The 14525-nt window shown below is 70.8% G+C and carries 16 protein-coding genes; 2 read left to right on the top strand and 14 right to left on the bottom strand.

Going from position 1 to position 14525, the window contains the following annotated elements; translation table 11 throughout:
• The first annotated feature begins 173 nt into the window (after positions 1-173).
• A complete protein-coding gene (locus tag ACZ607_RS23095; RefSeq protein ID WP_099173874.1) occupies positions 174-662 on the top strand; it encodes a YajQ family cyclic di-GMP-binding protein in 489 nt (162 codons plus the stop codon).
• A gap of 100 nt (positions 663-762) precedes the next feature.
• On the opposite strand, the gene ACZ607_RS23090 is transcribed toward ACZ607_RS23095, so the two are convergent.
• From ACZ607_RS23090 to ACZ607_RS23025, 14 genes are all read right to left on the bottom strand, one after another.
• Complete coding sequence (locus ACZ607_RS23090) at positions 763-1035, bottom strand: GlsB/YeaQ/YmgE family stress response membrane protein (RefSeq protein WP_099173875.1); 273 nt, start codon at positions 1033-1035, stop codon at positions 763-765.
• Positions 1036-1116: 81 nt separating this feature from the next.
• Positions 1117-1509 (bottom strand): YccF domain-containing protein, encoded by a 393-nt coding sequence (locus ACZ607_RS23085; protein WP_469737370.1) that lies wholly within the window; start codon positions 1507-1509, stop codon positions 1117-1119.
• The gene (gene htpX, locus ACZ607_RS23080) at positions 1506-2369 is read right to left on the bottom strand and encodes a zinc metalloprotease HtpX (RefSeq protein WP_099173877.1); all 864 of its coding nucleotides are present in this window, start codon (positions 2367-2369) and stop codon (positions 1506-1508) included. The genes ACZ607_RS23085 and htpX overlap by 4 nt, the downstream gene beginning before the upstream one ends.
• A 211-nt stretch (positions 2370-2580) precedes the next feature.
• The gene (gene mscL, locus ACZ607_RS23075; RefSeq protein WP_469737368.1) at positions 2581-3045 is read right to left on the bottom strand and encodes a large conductance mechanosensitive channel protein MscL; all 465 of its coding nucleotides are present in this window, start codon (positions 3043-3045) and stop codon (positions 2581-2583) included.
• A gap of 137 nt (positions 3046-3182) precedes the next feature.
• Positions 3183-4718 (bottom strand): NADH-quinone oxidoreductase subunit N, encoded by a 1536-nt coding sequence (locus ACZ607_RS23070; RefSeq protein ID WP_469737366.1) that lies wholly within the window; start codon positions 4716-4718, stop codon positions 3183-3185.
• On the bottom strand, positions 4715-6265 hold the full coding sequence (locus ACZ607_RS23065) for a complex I subunit 4 family protein (RefSeq protein WP_469737741.1): 1551 nt from the start codon (positions 6263-6265) through the stop codon (positions 4715-4717). Before ACZ607_RS23065 ends, ACZ607_RS23070 begins: the two co-directional genes overlap by 4 nt.
• A gap of 27 nt (positions 6266-6292) precedes the next feature.
• Positions 6293-8293, bottom strand: coding sequence for an NADH-quinone oxidoreductase subunit 5 family protein (locus tag ACZ607_RS23060; protein ID WP_469737364.1), 2001 nt, complete (start codon positions 8291-8293; stop codon positions 6293-6295).
• The gene (nuoK, locus tag ACZ607_RS23055; protein WP_469737362.1) at positions 8290-8715 is read right to left on the bottom strand and encodes an NADH-quinone oxidoreductase subunit NuoK; all 426 of its coding nucleotides are present in this window, start codon (positions 8713-8715) and stop codon (positions 8290-8292) included. Before nuoK ends, ACZ607_RS23060 begins: the two co-directional genes overlap by 4 nt.
• Positions 8715-9311, bottom strand: coding sequence for an NADH-quinone oxidoreductase subunit J family protein (locus ACZ607_RS23050; protein ID WP_469737360.1), 597 nt, complete (start codon positions 9309-9311; stop codon positions 8715-8717). Before ACZ607_RS23050 ends, nuoK begins: the two co-directional genes overlap by 1 nt.
• Positions 9308-9940, bottom strand: a complete 633-nt coding sequence (locus ACZ607_RS23045; protein WP_469737358.1) for a NuoI/complex I 23 kDa subunit family protein — start codon at positions 9938-9940, stop codon at positions 9308-9310. The genes ACZ607_RS23050 and ACZ607_RS23045 overlap by 4 nt, the downstream gene beginning before the upstream one ends.
• Complete coding sequence (locus ACZ607_RS23040; RefSeq protein WP_469737356.1) at positions 9940-10908, bottom strand: complex I subunit 1/NuoH family protein; 969 nt, start codon at positions 10906-10908, stop codon at positions 9940-9942. The genes ACZ607_RS23045 and ACZ607_RS23040 overlap by 1 nt, the downstream gene beginning before the upstream one ends.
• On the bottom strand, positions 10905-11987 hold the full coding sequence (locus ACZ607_RS23035) for an NADH-quinone oxidoreductase subunit C (RefSeq protein ID WP_469737354.1): 1083 nt from the start codon (positions 11985-11987) through the stop codon (positions 10905-10907). Before ACZ607_RS23035 ends, ACZ607_RS23040 begins: the two co-directional genes overlap by 4 nt.
• A complete protein-coding gene (locus ACZ607_RS23030) occupies positions 11984-12646 on the bottom strand; it encodes an NADH-quinone oxidoreductase subunit B (RefSeq protein WP_469737352.1) in 663 nt (220 codons plus the stop codon). Before ACZ607_RS23030 ends, ACZ607_RS23035 begins: the two co-directional genes overlap by 4 nt.
• Positions 12637-13038 (bottom strand): NADH-quinone oxidoreductase subunit A, encoded by a 402-nt coding sequence (locus ACZ607_RS23025; RefSeq protein ID WP_099173887.1) that lies wholly within the window; start codon positions 13036-13038, stop codon positions 12637-12639. Before ACZ607_RS23025 ends, ACZ607_RS23030 begins: the two co-directional genes overlap by 10 nt.
• A gap of 284 nt (positions 13039-13322) precedes the next feature.
• On the opposite strand from ACZ607_RS23025, the gene ACZ607_RS23020 reads away from it, so the two are divergent.
• Positions 13323-14522: a sensor histidine kinase gene (locus tag ACZ607_RS23020; protein ID WP_469737350.1), complete on the top strand. Its 1200-nt coding sequence runs from the start codon at positions 13323-13325 to the stop codon at positions 14520-14522.
• Positions 14523-14525 lie beyond the last annotated feature (3 nt).

Below are 14525 nucleotides of genomic sequence, written 5' to 3'. Positions count from 1 at the left end.
CGTCAGATGCGGTACATCGCAAGGCGGAGGGGCGCCCGAATACTGGATGTATTCGGGCGTTCCGACAACGCGGCGAGGTGCCGTAGCTGTCGTCGCGCGCCCGCCAGGAAGTGCGGGACAGCCCTTAGGCTTTGTCCGTACCCCAACGCATACGACGCAAGGAGCCACACGTCATGGCCGACTCCAGTTTCGACATCGTCTCGAAGGTCGAGCGGCAGGAGGTCGACAACGCCCTCAACCAGGCCGCCAAGGAGATCTCCCAGCGCTACGACTTCAAGGGAACGGGCGCGTCGATCTCCTGGTCGGGCGAGAAGATCCTGATGGAGGCGAACGGCGAGGAGCGGGTCAAGGCGATCCTCGACATCTTCCAGTCCAAGCTGATCAAGCGCGGGATCTCCCTGAAGTCGCTGGACGCGGGTGAGCCGCAGCTTTCCGGCAAGGAGTACAAGATCTTCGCCTCGATCGAGGAGGGCATCTCCCAGGAGAACGCCAAGAAGGTGGCGAAGATCATCCGCGATGAGGGCCCGAAGGGCGTCAAGGCGCAGGTCCAGGGCGAGGAGCTGCGGGTCAGCTCCAAGAGCCGGGACGACCTGCAGGCGGTGCAGGCGCTGATCAAGGGCAAGGACCTCGACTTCGCGGTGCAGTTCGCCAATTACCGGTAGACGGGTCGCTGCCGTGGGCAGCGGAACGCGGGCGGGGCGGGTCGTGCCGGTGTCGGCAGGACCCGCCCCGTAGCCGTGTCGGAGGGATGGTGCGACCGCGTCAGCGGCGGTCGCGGGAGTTGCCGAAGAGCAGCCGGTAGGCGATCAGCAGGACCAGGGATCCGGCGATGGCGGCGACCCAGGTGGCCGTGTCGTAGAAGTCCGTGCTGATGGGGCGGTCCAGGAAGCGGGACGACAGCCAGCCCCCGAGGAAGGCGCCCACGATGCCGATGAGGGTCGTGCCGATGATGCCGCCGGGGTCGCGGCCCGGCAGGAGCAGCTTGGCTATGGCGCCCGCCAGCAGCCCGAGGATGATCCAACTGATGATGCTCATGTTCGCCTACCTACCCGTCACTTGTTCCTGCAAGCCAAGACGCTTGAGGAGACGGGTCCGGTTGCCTGCCGGACCTCTCGGTCAGCGGGTCGCGAACGGCTGGTCCGTGCGGACGATCTCCTTGCCGAAGGGCATCAGCGAGACCGGGATGAGCTTGAAGTTCGCGATGCCCAGCGGGATGCCGATGATCGTGACGCACAGGGCGATGCCGGTGAAGATGTGACCGAGCGCGAGCCACCAGCCGGCCAGGATCACCCAGAGGACGTTGCCGATGAGGGAGGGGCCTCCGGCGTCGTGGCGGTCGACGACCGTGTAGCCGAAGGGCCAGAGGGCGTAGACGCCGATACGGAACGCGGCGACGCCGAAGGGGATGCCGATGATCGTGATGCAGAGCAGGAGCCCTGCGGCGATATAGCCGAGGAACATCCAGAGCCCGCACAGGATCAGCCAAATGACGTTCAGGATTGTGTTCACGGTCGGTACCCTGCCATCTGCTCGAGTCGGGCGATGCGTTCGGCCATGGGCGGGTGGGTGGAGAACATCTTGGACATGCCCTGGCCGGGACGGAACGGGTTCGCGATCATCATGTGGCTCGCGGTCTCGATCCGCGGTTCGGGTGGGAGCGGAAGCTGTTTCGTACCGGCGTCGAGCTTGCGCAGCGCGGACGCCAGGGCGAGCGGGTCCCCGGTGAGCTGAGCGCCTGACGCGTCGGCCTGGTACTCGCGGGAACGGCTCACGGCGAGCTGGATCACGGAGGCGGCGAGCGGGCCGAGGATCATGATCAGGAGCATGCCGAGGAGGCCCGGGCCGTCGTCGTCGTCGGACCGGCCGACGGGGATGAGCCAGGCGAAGTTGACCAGGAACATGACGACCGAGGCGAGGGCGCCGGCGACGGACGAGATGAGGATGTCGCGGTTGTAGACATGGCTCAGCTCATGGCCGAGGACGCCGCGCAGCTCCCGTTCGTCGAGGATCTGGAGGATCCCCTCGGTGCAGCAGACGGCCGCGTTGCGCGGGTTGCGTCCGGTGGCGAAGGCGTTGGGCGCCTGCGTCGGGGAGATGTAGAGCCGGGGCATGGGCTGGCGGGCCGCCGTGGAGAGCTCCCGGACGGTCCGGTAGAGCTGTGGCGCCTCGAATTCGCTGACCGGGCGCGCCCGCATGGCGCGCAGGGCGAGCTTGTCGCTGTTCCAGTACGCGTAGGCGTTGGTGGCGAGCGCGACGAGGAGCGCGACGATCAGACCGGTCCGGCCGAAGAAGCTGCCGATGACGATGATGAGGGCCGAGAGGCCCCCGAGGAGTACAGCGGTTTTCAGCCCGTTGTGCCGGCGGTGCACGGTACGCCCTCCAAGTGGTGCAGCAGGGGAACCCTTGCTCGGTGGTGCTCCACTCCCAGTGGAGCCTCCCGTACAGGTCAACGCGAGGCGAGGGAAGCTAGTTCCCTTGTGCGAGGTGGCCGGTGGCACAGGCAGCAGGGGCGGATCCGGATGGATCCGCCCCTGGGCCGTACGGGTGGGTGCCGCGGGCCTCCCGGGGCCGCGGCGGGGTTCAGCGCTGGGCGGGGAGCCCTGCGAGCGCGCGGGCCTCCGGGTCCGGCTCGACGTCGCTGGTGCAGTGGGCGCAGCGGGTGGCGACGGACGGGATCTCGCTGTAGCAGCGGGGGCAGTCGCGCAGGGCGGCCTTGATGTCGGCCTTCTCTTCCTCTTCCTTGGTGGTGAAGCGGTTCTGGACCTTGGCCATGGGGACGACGACCAGGAAGTAGAGCACCGCGGCGGTGATGAGGAAGGCGATGGCGGCGCTGATGAAGAGGCCGTAGGGGAACTTCACGCCGTCGACGGTGTAGGAGGCCTTGCTGAAGTCGCCGGTGCCCCGGGTGAAGAGGCCGATCAGCGGCACGATGAACGCGTTGCTGAAGCCGGTGACCACGGCGGTGAAGGCGGCTCCGACGGCCAGGCCGATGGCCATGGAGATGACGTTCCCGCGGAGGATGAAGTCCTTGAACCCGTTCAGCACCGCTCTGGCTCCTCTGTGCTCTTCTTGTCTGCGTTTCGACTGTGCCGCTGTGTGCCGCTGTCCCGCTGCTCTGCGTGTCGCGTGCACGCACGACCATGCCCTGAGCGTGGCTCCACGGGCAAGCCGGTCGGAGGCGGTCAGAAGAGGCTGAGGGTGGCGAAACGGAGGATGAGCTGGGGGGCGCCGGAGAGTGTGATTCCGGCTACGGCGGTGAGGGCGATCGCCAGCGTGACCGGGGCGGGGACCCGGTGCCCGGGGGCGGCCGGAGCCTCGTCGGAGGCCGCTGACGGCTCCGGGGTCCTGAAGAGCGCGGCGGTCCACTGAAGGTAGTAGTACAAGGCGATCACGACGTTGACGGCCATGACGACGGCGAGCCAGCCGAGCCCCGCGTCGACCGCCGAGGAGAACACCGTCACCTTGGCGAAGAGCCCGATGATGCCGGGCGGCAGACCGGCCAGGCAGAGCAGGAAGAAGCCCATGGGGAGTGCGGCCAGGGGGCGCGTCGCGTACAGGCCGCGGTAGTCGTCGAGGCGGTTGCCGGGGTGCGTACGGGCGACGAGCGCGGCCACGGCGAAGGCCCCGAGGTTCACCACGGCGTACATGAGCGCGTAGGCGACGGTCGAGCCGATCTGGGCGTCGCTGGAGTACGCGGCGGCGGCGATCGGGACGAGCAGGTAGCCCGCCTGGCCCACGGACGACCAGGCGAGGAGGCGTACGGCGCTCCGGGCGCGGGCGGCGCTCTGCCGGAGTGCGGCGAGGTTGCCGACGGTCATGGTGAGCGCGGCGAGGACGGCCAGGGCGGGGCCCCAGACGTCGGCGTACGACGGGAAGGCGATCACCGTGACGAGGATGATTCCGGAGAAGCCGACCGCCTTGCCGACGACGGAGAGGTAGGCGGCGATGGGGAGCGGGGCGCCCACGTAGGTGTCGGGGACCCAGAAGTGGAAGGGTGCGGCGGCCGTCTTGAAGGCGAAGCCGACGAGGGTGAGGACGACGCCCGCCTCGGCGAGGGTTTCGAACTGCCCCGGTACGTCGTCGAGGCGGGCGGCGATCTCCGTGAGGTGCATGGTGCCGGTGGCCGCGTAGACGAAGCTGACGCCCAGGAGCATCACGGCGGTGGCGACGACGGAGGACAGGAAGAACTTCAGGGCCGCTTCGGAGGAGCGGCGGTCGCCGCGCTTGATGCCGACGAGGGCGAACGCGGGGAGCGAGGCGACTTCGAGGGCGACGACGAGGGTGGCGAGGTCCCGGGCGGCTGGCAGGAGTGCCGCTCCGGCCGCGGAGGACAGCAGCAGGAACCAGAACTCGCCGGCCGGCAGCTTGCGGGTGTCGCCGATCGAGAGCAGCGCGGTGAGCAGGGCTCCGCCGAGCACCAGGGCCTGGATGACGAGGGCGAAGTGGTCGGCGGTGTAGCTGCACGCCTGGGTGGTGCCGGTGAGGCAGAAGGTGGAGCGGTCACCGGCGCGCAGCGGGACGAGCAGGGCGAGCGCGGCGACGAGCCCGGCGACGGCTCCGTAGCCGAGGAGCGGCTTGCGGCGTTCCTCGACGAAGAGGTCGGCGACGAGGACGAGCAGGGCCACGGACGCGGCGGTGACGGGGGGTGCGATCGCGAGCCAGTCGACGGACTGGACGAGGCTCGCCGCCCCGGTTGCGCTGTCGGCTGCCACGGTCACGACTTGCCTCCTGCGAGGAGCTTCTGCACGGCCGGGTCGGTGAGGCCGAGGAGGACGGCGGGCCAGAGTCCGGCGAGGACGGTCAGGGCGGCGAGCGGGGTCCAGGCGGCGAATTCGTGGCGCTGGATGTCGGTGACCGGCTGCGGCTGCTCACGGTGCTCGCCCATGCAGACACGGCGTACGACGATCAGCATGTACGCGGCCGTGAGCAGGGTGCCGAGGGCGCCGATGGACATGAAGGTGAGGAAGGCGGGGCGGCTGAGCCCTTCGGCGGGGTCGAAGGCGCCGAACAGGGTGAGCATCTCGCCCCAGAACCCGGCGAGGCCGGGGAGTCCGAGCGAGGCGACGGCGGCGAAGGCGAGGAGGCCGCCGAGGCGGGGCGCACGGCCGTAGAGGGCGGCTCCGGTGGCGCCGGACAGGGTGTCGAGGTCCGCGGTCCCGTAGCGGTCCTTGACGGCGCCGACCAGGAAGAACAGCAGGCCGGTGATGAGTCCGTGGGCGATGTTGGCGAAGAGCGCGCCGTTGACGCCGGTGGGGGTCATCGTCGCGATGCCGAGGAGGACGAAGCCCATGTGGCCCACGGAGGAGTAGGCGATCAGGCGCTTGAGGTCGCCCTTGGCGCCGGGGCGGGCCAGCGCGAGGCAGGCGAGGGATCCGTAGATGATCCCGACGACGGCGAACGCGGCGAGGTACGGCGCGAAGGTCTGCATCCCGTCGGGGGTGGCGGGGAGCAGGATGCGGACGAACCCGTACGTACCCATCTTCAGCAGGACGCCCGCGAGGAGCACGGACCCGACGGTCGGAGCCGCGGTGTGGGCGTCGGGCAGCCAGCTGTGCAGGGGCCACATCGGGGTCTTCACGGCCAGGCCGATCCCGACGGCCAGTACGGCGATGACCTGCACGGATGTGGTGAGGCCACGGCCGTTGTCAGTGGCGAGTGCCACCATGTCGAAGGTGCCGCTCTTCAGTCCGATGAGGAGCAGCCCGAGCAGCATGATCACGGATCCGAGCAGCGTGTAGAGGATGAACTTCCAGGCGGCGGGCTGCTTCCGGTCGCCGCCCCAGCGGGCGATGAGGAAGTACATCGGGATGAGGACCATCTCGAAGGCCAGGAAGAACAGCAGCAGGTCGAGGACGGCGAAGGTCGCGAGGGTGCCGGACTCGAGGACGAGGACGAGAGCGACGAAGGCCTTCGGGGAGGGGCCCGCGGGCGGCTTGAAGTAGCTGTGGAGCGCGCAGAGGAAGGTCAGCAGCGCGGTCAGGACGAGGAGGGGGAGCGAGATGCCGTCGGTACCGAGGTGGATCCGGACGTCGAGTGCCGGGATCCAGCTGATGTCCGTGGTGGCCTGCATCGTCGAGGGGTGGTCGTGGTCGAAGCCCGCGGCCAGGACGAGGGCGGCGATGAGGACGGCGCCGGTGACGGTGACTCCGTGGCGGAGCACGGCCTGGTCGGGGTTCCTGCCCTTGAGCCCGGGCGGGGCCGGCAGGAGCGCGGCGACCGCGCCGAGGAGCGGGGCGACGACGATGAACGCCAGAAGGACCTGCATCACTGATGCGTTGATATCGAACACGGCTCACGCCCCGGCGTAGACGTTGGCAAGGACGACGGCGGCGATCGCCAGGACAAGGGTTCCGGCGAGCAGCGCGCCGAGGTAGGTCTGCACGTTGCCGGTCTGGGCGCGGCGGATCAGGGTGCCGAGTCCGCGGGCGATGCTCCCGGAGCCGCGTACGTAGGTGTCGACGACCTCGCGGTCCAGGAAGCGGACGAGCCGGGCCGCGGCGCCCACGGGGCGTACGAACACCGCTGTGTACAGGGCGTCGAGGTGGAAGCCGGTGACCGCGTGGCGGTGCAGCGGCCCCAGCAGGAGCCGGCCGGGGTCCGAGGGGTCGGGTGCGTCCGCGATCGTGCCGTACGCGGCGGTGTGCGAGGTGATCGCCTCGGCCTCGACGAGAGCGGGCTCGGCGTCCGGGTGGGCGGCGACCGCGCCGACCGGGGGGCGCTCGGCGAGCGCGGTGGTGTGCCGCCACGCCCCGTAGGTGACGAGTCCGCCGACGAGTCCTACGCCCGTGGAGAGCACGGCTGTCGTGAGGGAGGGAGTGAGGCTGTGTCCGTCGAACCAGTCGGTGAGGACACCGGTGGTGAGGCCGAAGGCGATGGTGGGGACGGCGAGGACCCAGAGGACGGAGGTCATCGCGACGGGCTGCTTGCCGTGGTCGGGGGCCTCGGGGCCGCGTCCGCGGAAGGTGAGGAGCCACAGCCGGGTGGCGTAGGCGGCGGTGAGGACCGCTGCGGCGAGCCCGGCGACGAGGACCGTCCAGCCGGCGGCTGCCGGGGCGATGTCGCGGTCGCCGAAGGCGGTGTGCTCGGCGGCGACGAGGACGGCTTCCTTGGAGAAGAAGCCGGCGAACGGAGGGATGGCGGCGAGCGCGAGGAGGGCGACGGTCATCGTCCAGTAGGCGTCGGGGATCCGCTTGGCCAGCCCGCCCATGCGGGACATGGCGGCGAGTGAGTTGGTCCCCGCCGCGTGGATGACGACGCCCGCCGCGAGGAAGAGGACGGCCTTGAACGCACCGTGCGACAGGAGGTGGAAGACGGCGGCCCCGCGGTCGCCGACGGCGAGGGCGCCGGACATGTAGCCGAGCTGGCCGATCGTCGAGTACGCCAGTACGCGCTTGATGTCGTCCTGGGCGAGTGCGGCGAGTCCGGAGCCGATCATCGTGACGGCCGCCATGACGGCGAGGACGACGAGGGCGGCGCCGGAGGCGGCGAAGACGGGGAAGAGCCGGGCCACGAAGTAGATACCGGCGGCGACCATCGTCGCGGCGTGGATGAGCGCGGAGACGGGGGTGGGGCCGGCCATCGCGTCGGGCAGCCAGGTGTGCAGGGGGAACTGCGCGGACTTGCCGGCGACTCCGGCCAGGAGCAGCAGGGCGATGAGGGTGGGGTGGTCGAGGCCGCCGTTGGTGACGGCGGCCAGGATTCCGGTGATGCGGAAGGTGCCCGTGTCGGCGGCGAGGGCGAACAGGCCGATGAGGAACGGCACGTCGCCGAGCTTGGTGACGAGGAAGGCCTTGAGGGAGGCCGCGCGGGCCTCGGGGGTCTCCCAGTAGTGGCCGACGAGGAAGTACGAGCAGATGCCCATGATCTCCCAGCCGACCAGGAGCACCATGAGGTCGCCGGAGTAGACGACGAGCAGCATCGCGGAGGTGAAGAGGGAGACGAGCGCCGCGTACGAGGGGTAGCGGGCGTCGTCCTTGAGGTACGCCGTCGAGTAGATCTGTACGCAGGTGGCGACGAGCCCGACGAGGACGGCGACGAGGACGGCGAAGCCGTCGAGGTGCAGGGCGAGGTCGATCGGGACCGAGCCGGTGGGGGTCAGCTGGGTCGCGGCGTCGATGGCGCGTCCGCCGCCCTGGCGTGCGGCGACGACGGCCGCGATGACGGCGGCGGCGAGGGTCGGGAGCACGGCGAGGGGGCGGACGAAGCCGGGCGCGGTCCGGCCCAGGAGCAGTCCTGCGGCGGCGCCCAGGAAGGGGAGGAGGGGGACGAGGACGGCGAGGGTCGTGGTGGTCACGCGGTGGCCTCTGCCTTCTTTGCCTTCCCTGCCGGAGCAGTGGCCTGGTCTGCGGTGATGTCCCGGGCGGCGTCGGCTTCGTCGTCCTCGGCGTCGGGGAGTGCGTCGGCGTCGTCGGTCTCCGCGGTGTCACGGAGGCGGTCGACGTCCGAGCTGCCGCGGTTGCGGTACACGGCCAGGACGATCGCCAGACCGATGCCGATCTCGGCGGCGGCGATGGCGATCGTGAAGAGGGTGAGGGCCTGGCCCGCGTGGAGCGCGTCGCGGAGCCAGACGTCGAAGGCGACGAGGTTGAGGTTGACGGCGTTGAGCATGAGCTCGACGGACATCAGGACGAGGATCGCGTTGCGGCGCGCGAGTACGCCGTACAGCCCGGTGCAGAAGAGGAGGACGGCGAGGACGGCGGGATAGGCGAGGTGCATCAGCTCTTGTCCTCCCGGTTCACGGCCGGCCGGCCTTGGCGGTCCTGCTGGTCCTGGCGGCCCTTGCGGGACAGGACGATCGCGCCCACGAGGGCGGCGAGCAGGAGGACGGAGAGCGCTTCGAAGGGGAGGACCCAGTTCCGGAAGAGGAACTCGCCGGATGCCTTGGTGGAGCCCTGGGCGGGGCCGTCCAGATCGATCCAGGTCGTACGGAAGGCGTCCGCGACGACCCAGACGAGGGTGGCCGCGGCGGCGACGGACACACCGAGCGCGACCCACCGGTTGCCCGAGTCGGCGTCCGGGGACCGGCCGATGGGGGCTCGGGTGAGCATCAGCCCGAAGAGGAGGAGGACGACGATGGAACCGACGTAGATCAGTACCTGCACCCACGCGATGAACTCGGCCGTGAGGAGGAGGTACTCGACCGCTATGCCGCCGAGCGCGACGACGAGCCAGAGGGCCGCGTGCACGAGTTGCTTGGTCGTGACCGTGATGAGGGCCGCGCCGAAGGTGGCGATCCCCACCAGGAGGAAGGCGATCTCGACGCCGGTGGGTGAGAGGAAGCCGGGGTGGCCGGCCGTGGCCGCGAGGGTCATTCCTGCCCCTCCGCTTCCGGTGCCTGGCCCGGCGTCCGCCCCGAACCGGCCTGCTCGGCTTCCTGGGCCTCCGCTGCTTCCTTGGCCTCTGCGGCTTCCTTGGCCTCCTGGGCCTGGAGCTTGTCGGCGGTCTTGCGGGCGGCGGCGATCTCCTTGGGCTCCTCGGCGCCCGGGTCGAGCGCGGGCGGCTCGGGAACGGTCCACATCCACTCGCGGAGCTTGTCGCGCTCGTGGGTGAGTTCGTGGATGTCGGTCTCCGCGTACTCGAACTCCGGTGACCAGAACAGCGCGTCGAAAGGACAGACCTCGATGCAGATACCGCAGTACATGCACAGGGCGAAGTCGATCGCGAAGCGGTCCAGGACGTTGCGGCTGCGCTCGCGGCCACCGGGGGCGGCCGGGGGCACCGTCTCCTTGTGGGAGTCGATGTAGATGCACCAGTCGGGGCATTCACGGGCGCAGAGCATGCAGACCGTGCAGTTCTCCTCGAACAGTCCGATGACGCCCCGGGTACGGGGCGGCAGTTCGGGCATGACGTCCGGGTACTGCGCGGTGACCGTGCGCTTCGTCATGGTCCGCAGGGTCACGGCGAGGCCCTTGGCCAGGCCTGAGCCGGGGATCGGGGGCACTAGTTGATCGCCACCTTCACGATGCCGGTGAGCGCGATCTGCGCGAGAGCGAGGGGGATGAGCGTGGTCCAGGCGAGCTTCTGCAGCTGGTCCTCGCGCAGGCGGGGGTAGGTGACCCGGAGCCAGATGACGACGAAGGCGAGGATGCCGGTCTTGAGCAGGGTCCAGACCCAGCCGAGCCCGTCGGCGCCGAACGGCCCGTGCCATCCGCCGAGGAAGAGGACGGTCGTCAGGCCGCACAGGACGACGATCCCGGCGTACTCGGCGAGCAGGAACAACGCGAAGCGGAGGCCCGTGTACTCGGTGTACGCCCCGAAGATGATCTCGGAGTCGGCGACCGGCATGTCGAAGGGCGGGCGCTGGAGTTCCGCCAGACCCGCCACGAAGAAGACCAGCGCGCCGACGATCTGCCAGGGCAGCCACCACCACTCGAAGGCGTTGAGGATGCCGGGGAGCGAGACGGTTCCGGCCGCCATGGCCACGGAGGCCGCGGCGAGCAGCATCGGCAGTTCGTACGCGAGGAGCTGGGCGGCGGTACGGAGTCCGCCGAGGAGGGAGAACTTGTTGGCCGAGGCCCAGCCGGCCATCAGCGAGCCGAGCACGCCGACGCCCATGACGGCCAGCACGAAGAAGATGCCCGCGTCGACCACCTGACCGACCGCCCCCTCACCGGGGCCGATCGGGATGGCGACGATCACGAGGAGGTACGGGAGCAGGGCGACGGCGGGGGCCAGCTGGAAGATGCGGCGGTCCGCCTCGGCCGGTACGACGTCTTCCTTCTGCGCGAACTTCACCCCGTCCGCGACGAGCTGGGCCCAGCCGTGGAATCCGCCGGCGTACATGGGTCCGAGGCGGCCCTGCATATGGGCCATCACCTTGTGTTCGGTCTGCCCCACGACGAGCGGGAGCACCATGAACACGGCGAAGACGATGACGAGGCGGAGCGCGACGTCCAGTACGTCGTTCACGCGGTATCGCCTCCGGCGGGGGTGTCGGGGGGTCGGGGGGCTTCCGGGGTCTCCGGGGTCTCGGGGGTCTGCTCGGCGGAAGGTTCGGCAGGGGGTTCGGGGGTCGGGGCTTCACCCCTGCCCGCCCCTTCCCGAACCGGGGGCTCCGCCCCCGGGCCCCCGCTCCTCGAACGCCGGAGGGGCTTGGATTCACCGGACGGTTCGTCGAAGGCCGGGCGGGGGTCGTGCCACGGTGCATCCTGCGCCGGGCCCGGCGTCTCGGCCGGCGGCGGGGTCACCGGCTGCTGCTGGCTGGCCGAACCCTGGGAGGCGCTGCGGCTGCGGCGCGGCGGGGCCGCCGCCTGCGGGCCCTCCTCCGCACCCGATTCCGCGCCCGATGGCTGTGCCGCGTCCGGCCGCTGTGCCGCCGAGCCCTCGCTCGCGCTGCGGGCCCTGCGCACCGGGCGGTCGCCCGCCGCGCGTGCCCCCCGGGCCGGGCGGGCCGGAGCGGGCGGCAGCTGGCCCTTGAGCGGGCCCCATTCGTTGGGGTCCGGCACCCCGGGCGGCAGCATGGTGCGCCGCTTGGGTCCGCCGTGTTCGGACTCCCCCGGTTCCTTGGCTCCGGGCCAGGCCTTGGCGACCCGGGCCGCCAGGACGAAGTCCTTGCGCAGCGGGTGGCCCTCGAAGCTCTCGGGCAGCAGCAGCGGCACCAGATGCGGGTGGTCCTCGAAGCCGATGCCGAACATCTCGTGCGTCTCACGCTCGTGCCATGCGGCGCCCGCGTAGACGCCGACGGCGGTCGGCAGGGTGGCCGCGTCGTGCGGGACGGTCGTACGGATCAGCAGGCGCCGGACCGTACCCTCGCCGAGGCCCGCGACATGGGCGCAGACGCGGAAGCCGGTGCCCGGTTCGTCGACGGCGCTCAGCCAGTCGAAGTAGGTGCAGCCGAGCGCGTCGCGGGCCGTTTCCAGTGCGGCGGTCCAGGAGGCGGCGGGGACGTCGACGGTCAGCAGGTCGTACGCGTGCGCGGCGGTGGCGTCAGCGCCGAAGACGTCCGTGACGGCGTCGGGCAGCGTGCTGTAGAGGTCCGCGGCGGTCACTTCCCCTCCTCCCCCGACGCCTTCGGCGACTCCGGGGCCGCCGGGGCCTTCGGCGCTTCCACGAGGCCGCTGCTCAGGGCCGCGGCCGACGGGCGGGCCGTCCCGTCCGTGCTGTACCGCTCGGCGAGCGACTCGCGGGCGATCTTCTCCTGGAGCTTCAGGATGCCCTGCAGGAGCGCCTCGGGCCGGGGCGGGCAGCCGGGCACGTAGACGTCGACGGGGATGATCTGGTCGACGCCCTTCGTCACGGAGTACGAGTCCCAGTACGGCCCGCCGCAGTTGGAGCAGGCGCCGAAGGAGATGACGTACTTCGGCTCCGGCATCTGCTCGTAGAGCCGCTTCACGGCCGGGGCCATCTTGTCCGTCACCGTGCCGGACACGACCATCAGGTCGGCCTGCCGGGGGCCCGGGGCGAAGGGGATGACGCCGAGCCGGATGAAGTCGTGCCGCGCCATGGAGGCGGCGATGAACTCGATGGCGCAGCAGGCGAGTCCGAAGTTGAAGACCCAGAGGCTGTAGCGGCGGCCCCAGTTGAGGACGACCTTCATCGGTTCGGGCGCGAGCCGGGACAGCACGCCGAGCTTCTTCGGCCCGGGCAGCGTCGTCGGATCGGGCAGCGACACGGGGGGTTCGGGGTTCGGCCGGCTCGTCACGCCCATTCGAGGACGCCCTTCTTCCATGCGTAGAGCAGTCCCACGGCCAGAAAACCGAGGAAGATGAACATCTCCACCAGCGTCGTCGCCCCGTATCCCGGAGCCGCGAACACCGTCGCCCACGGGAACAGGAAGATGGAGTCGACGGCGAAGATCACGTACAGGAAGGCGTACACGTAATAGCGAACCTGGGTATGCGCCCATCCCTCGCCCACGGGGTCCACGCCGCATTCGTACGTGAGGAGTTTCTCGGGCGTCGGGACCACGGGCCTCAGCAGTCGGCCCGCCCCGAAGGCGACGGCGACGAACACCACGCCCACCAGGGCGAGCAGCCCGACCACTGAGTAGCTCTGGAAGTAGTCCGACGCGAGAACGGTCGGTCCCGGCACGTCCGCCACGTCCGCCCCTCGCTCCCTCAACCTGTCCGACGGTCTGTACGCACGGGAGTCTAGGCCCTGGCAAAGAGACGGTAAGCAGCGGTCAGCAGCCCCGTCGCGGAACGGACGGGACGGGAGGCGGCCGGAGGGGCACCCAGGGAGGCGGCCGGACGGTCGGCCAGGGAGGCAGTCAGGGAGGCAGTCCCCGAGGCCCCCCGAGGCACCGCGCGAGGTGGGGTTATCCCTACTCGGCCTCACCCACGAACCCCATGGCGTGCGCGCCCCCGGCCCGGCACGCTGGTCGTATGACCATGACCCCCTCCCCGCCGGACAACGACCGGCCGCCGCCCCCGCGCTTCGCCCTCGACCGGTGGACGTGGAAGGAGATCGCGTATCTCCTGGCCAATCTGCCGATGGCGATCGCCGGGTTCGTCTACACCGTCTTCCTGGTGGGCGTGGGTGCCGGTCTCTCGGTCACGGTCATCGGGCTGCCGTTGCTCGCGCTGGGACTCGGTGGTGCGCGCGCTCTCGGCCGGGCCGAACGCGCCCGGGCGCGCAGGATGCTCGGGGTGCGGATCGAGGAGCCCAGCCCGATGGTGCGCGGCCACCGGGGTCAGGGGTTCTTCAGCTGGCTGTGGTCGGGGCTCAAGGACCCGGTGGGCTGGCGGGCGTTGCTGTATTCGTTCATCCGGCTGCCCTGGGGCGTGGCGACGTTCGCCGTGACGCTGGTGAGCCTGTTCGTCCTCTGGCCCGTGCTCCCGTACCTCGCGCGCTGGCTGACCAACGCGGACCGGGCGATGGTGCGGGGACTGCTCTCGCCCTCGGACGAGTTGGAGCGCAGGATCGCCGAGCTGGAGTCGGACCGGGGTGTGGTCGTGGACACCGCCGCCGCGGACCTGCGCCGCATCGAACGCGACCTCCACGACGGCGCACAGGCCCGCCTCGTCGCCCTCGCCATGGGCCTGGGGCTGGCGAAGGAGAAACTCACCGACGACCCCGAAGCCGCCGCCCGCATGGTCGACGAAGCCCACGGCGAGGTCAAGGTCGCCCTCCAGGAACTCCGCGACCTCGCACGCGGCATCCACCCCGCCGTCCTCACCGACCGCGGACTCGACGCCGCCCTCTCCGCCATCGCCTCCCGCTGCACCGTCCCCGTGACCGTGTCGGTGGAGTTGCCTGCCCGGCCGGCCGAGGCGATCGAGGGGATCGCGTACTTCACGGTCTCCGAGCTCCTCCAGAACGTCAGCAAGCACAGCCGTGCCGCCGCCGCGTCGGTCGATGTGTGGCGGTCGGGCGACCGGCTGATGCTCCGGGTCGGCGACGACGGGAAGGGCGGCGCCCGGCTCGACGGCGGTACGGGCATGGCGGGGCTGGCGGACCGGCTGGGCGCGGTCGACGGCCTGTTCGTCCTGGACTCCCCCGAGGGCGGCCCGACCACGGTCACCGCGGAGCTGCCCTGGCGCGACCGTCTGGCCCCGGGCGGCGAGCGGACCGGCGCGGCGTGACAC

It is taken from the genome of Streptomyces sp. NPDC104381 (assembly GCF_055583745.1).
This window is presented reverse-complemented; position numbering and strand designations above follow the sequence as displayed.

Excerpts from the sequence above, each read along its gene's own strand:
- ACZ607_RS23095 (WP_099173874.1), top strand. The coding sequence starts at position 174 with ATGGCCGACTCCAGTTTCGACATCGTCTCGAAGGTCGAGCGGCAGGAG.
- ACZ607_RS23090 (WP_099173875.1), bottom strand. The coding sequence starts at position 1,035 with ATGAGCATCATCAGTTGGATCATCCTCGGGCTGCTGGCGGGCGCCATA.
- ACZ607_RS23065 (WP_469737741.1), bottom strand. The coding sequence starts at position 6,265 with ATGCAGGTCCTTCTGGCGTTCATCGTCGTCGCCCCGCTCCTCGGCGCG.
- nuoK (WP_469737362.1), bottom strand. The coding sequence starts at position 8,715 with ATGCACCTCGCCTATCCCGCCGTCCTCGCCGTCCTCCTCTTCTGCACC.
- ACZ607_RS23050 (WP_469737360.1), bottom strand. The coding sequence starts at position 9,311 with ATGACCCTCGCGGCCACGGCCGGCCACCCCGGCTTCCTCTCACCCACC.
- ACZ607_RS23030 (WP_469737352.1), bottom strand. The coding sequence starts at position 12,646 with ATGGGCGTGACGAGCCGGCCGAACCCCGAACCCCCCGTGTCGCTGCCC.
- ACZ607_RS23020 (WP_469737350.1), top strand. The coding sequence starts at position 13,323 with ATGACCATGACCCCCTCCCCGCCGGACAACGACCGGCCGCCGCCCCCG.